Origin of the sequence: Dactylosporangium sp. NPDC049742 (assembly GCF_040674675.1) — a bacterium.
GTDB lineage: Bacteria > Actinomycetota > Actinomycetes > Mycobacteriales > Micromonosporaceae > Dactylosporangium > Dactylosporangium maewongense.
Genome location: NZ_JBFANF010000153.1, coordinates 1 through 3103, shown reverse-complemented (window position 1 = coordinate 3103; position 3103 = coordinate 1). Strand labels below are relative to the sequence as shown.

The following is a 3103-nucleotide window of genomic DNA, read 5'->3' as shown; positions in this document are numbered from 1 at the left end:
GGGCCGATGTTGATGGCTTCGTCGGCCATCTGGACGTGCAGGGCTTCGGTGTCGGCTTCGCTGTAGATCGCTACCGTGCGGTAGCCCAGGGATTGGGCGGTGCGCTGGATGCGGCAGGCGATTTCGCCACGGTTGGCTATGAGGATTTTGTTGAACATCGGCATGGTGGTGGTCCTTGGCTTGTCGGGTACATATCCGTTTCTTCGGTAACGGCTGCTTATGGTTCCGCTCTTACAGCGGGTCACTTTTGAAAAGCGCAAAAGTAACCAAAACGCTCTGCCCGGTATGACTCACCCACATGGGTTACAAATTAGTTCACGCACATAGGTAACAGTTTTTTAACTGGCAGGGTCGATTTCGCGAGGATCTGACCATGCCCTGGAAAGAGCTGAAACCTATGGACCTCAGAGTGAAGTTCATCGCCGACTATTTGGAGGACGAGCACAGCTTTAGCCAGCTGTGCCTGGACCATCAAATCAGTCGCAAGACTGGCTATAAATGGGTCGAGCGCTACAAAGCGGAGGGGCCCAGAGGCCTCGAAGAGCGAAGTCGCAGCCGCCACAATCAGACGTATGTGGTCCCTTTTGCTGTCCGGCAGGCAATTATTGAATTGCGTTCGACTGGAGAAACGGTTCCCGGCCCGAAGAAGATCCAGAACGACTTGATACGGCGTTTTCCTGGGCAGAACCCACCCTCAAAAACCACCATTTACAACATCCTCAAGGCCGCTGATTTGATCACGCCTCGGCAATTGCGCCCGCGTGTAGCTGTCTATCCCAAGCCTTTACGTAAGGCAGAAATCCCCAACCAGCTTTTCAGCGCTGATTACAAAGGGCAATTTCTGACAGGGGCAGGTGTGTGGTGTTATCCGTTGACGATAATGGATCACGCGAGTCGCTTTTTACTGGCCTGCGAGAGTATGGCCAGCACCAATTTCAAGGAAACCCAGCAAACCTTCGAGCGGGTTTTCCGCGAATATGGGCTGCCTGAGCGCATCCGTACCGACAACGGTGTGCCGTTTGCCAGCACGGGCCGTGCCGGGCTGTCGCAGCTATCGATCTGGTGGCTACGACTTGGGATCATTCCTGAGCGAATTGAACCGGGCCGCCCTGATCAGAACGGGCGCCACGAACGTATGCACAGGACGCTGAAAAGTACGTTACCCCAACCACCGGCGGTTGCGTGGGATGCTCAGCAGCGTCACTTTGATCGCTTCGTGCAGCACTATAATTACGAGCGTGGACACGAGGCTCTTGGGCAGAAAACGCCAGCCTCGTGTTACATGCCTTCAACACGAGTCTATCCGGAGCGGTTGCCGGAGATGGGCTATGCGAGTCATGTCGAGTGTTACCTGGCAGACAGTAGTGGGATCATCAATCGAGCAGGTCTAAGGATTTATGTTGGTAATTTGCTGAGCCATCAAACCATCGGAATGGAGATGATCAGTGATGGCATATGGAATGTGATCTTCGGTCCGGTGATCTTGGGCCGAGTAAACGCTAGGGATGCAAAAAACGGTTATGTTTCAATCAAAGTGTCACCTATGTGAAGGCACTTTTTTGTAACCCATGTGGTTGTCCCGTACATGCCCCACCACTCGGCACCTCGCTAAGGCTCGGTGTGCCCTTGTAAGATTATTTTCACCTGCTTCAGACCGTGGTGCCCTCAGATTTCAAGATCGTGAGTGAGCATGGGTCGAAGCAGGTTCTTTTCTAAACTAGTCCGAACGGTTGCCTGGGCGTAAAGCCCGATTCTGCAAGGTTGGACGTGAGGAAAACGCCATGGACCATGACTCTGCGTTCGTCGGAATTGATGTTTCCAAAAACAAGCTCGACTCATTCGTCAGCACTACTGGCCAAGTCGAGCAGTTTTTCAATACTCCAGAAGATATCCAGCGTTTAGCTAAGCATCTCAAGGCTCAGATGCCCGCTTTAGTGGTGCTGGAAGCAACTGGCGGATATGAGCGGCTTGCCGCTGCCGAGCTTTGCGCTGCTGGATTACCAGTCGTTGTTGTCAATCCCCGTCAGGTCCGTGATTTCGCTAAGGCTACCGGACGGCTGGCTAAAACCGACGCTCTGGATGCCCAGGTGATTGCGGAGTTTGCTCAGGCGGTCAAACCCGAAATTCGGGAGATGCCAGATGAACACGCTCGTGAACTGGCAGATCTACTGACTAGACGCCGTCAGCTTATCGATATGATCGTGGCGGAGGAGTCTCGACTGAAACAGGCGGTATTCAAGGCGCTTCGACGGGATATCAAGGCACATATCGTCTGGCTTCAAAAGCGTCTTAAAAGTACAGACGATGACTTGCACGAAGCGATCAAAGCTTCGCCGGCCTGGAAGGCCAATTATGATTTGCTGCGCGAGGTCTCAGGTGTTGGCAATGTGCTCGCACTTTCGCTGCTGGCGATGGTTCCTGAGCTAGGCAAAGTGAATCGCAAACAAGTGGCTGCATTGGTTGGTGTGGCCCCTTTTAACTGCGATAGCGGCCTGTACAAAGGACGTAGACGGATATGGGGTGGTCGAGCTGAGGTGCGAAGTGTGCTTTACATGGCTGTCTTGTCCTCGAAGAGCCATAACCCGGTGATCGAGAGGTTCTACAACCGTCTGCTTGCTGCAGGGAAGACGAAGAAAGTGGCGCTGGTTGCATGCATGAGAAAGCTGCTGACGATCCTGAATGCGATGGTCCGAGATCAAAAACATTTCGCTGAAATGGCTTGAGATTCGACACGGTTGCTCACTCCGGCATTGCTCCGCGGGCCGCCGCGACGGGCCATCCATGGCCCGGCGCGGCTAAACCGGCGTCCTGCCGGTTTACCCGCTCCGCACTGCCTGCGTTCGGCCTCGGGCTTATTGGGGCAGTCAGATCAAGATCAAAAGCAAAAGCAAAAGCAAAAGCAAAAGCAAAAGCAAAAGCACAGCGGCCTCCCGGCCGGCTTGAGTGTTAAAAGCAAAGGCAAGATCCAGAGCGAAAGCCAAATCTGAAGCTGATGCAGCTCTGCTTTTCTGTGGGAGCTGGCTTGCCTGCGATGCAGACACCTCGGTGCATCAGGTACACCCAGTTGATGCCATCGCAGGCAAGCCACACATTGACCGTGCCC

General features: G+C 53.9%; 3 protein-coding genes. 2 read left to right on the top strand and 1 reads right to left on the bottom strand.

Going from position 1 to position 3103, the window contains the following annotated elements:
• Positions 1–164 (bottom strand): biotin carboxylase N-terminal domain-containing protein (locus AB0J72_RS58840; RefSeq protein ID WP_363418005.1); only part of this gene is annotated, 164 nt, incomplete at its 3' end.
• A gap of 245 nt (positions 165–409) precedes the next feature.
• Here AB0J72_RS58840 and AB0J72_RS58835 point away from each other — a divergent pair.
• Together AB0J72_RS58835 and AB0J72_RS58830 are read left to right on the top strand one after the other, a co-directional pair.
• Positions 410–1549, top strand: a complete 1140-nt coding sequence (locus tag AB0J72_RS58835; protein ID WP_363418002.1) for an IS481 family transposase — start codon at positions 410–412, stop codon at positions 1547–1549.
• A 232-nt stretch (positions 1550–1781) separates the two neighbouring features.
• Positions 1782–2723, top strand: coding sequence for an IS110 family transposase (locus AB0J72_RS58830; protein ID WP_093200084.1), 942 nt, complete (start codon positions 1782–1784; stop codon positions 2721–2723).
• The last annotated feature ends 380 nt before the right edge of the window (positions 2724–3103 follow it).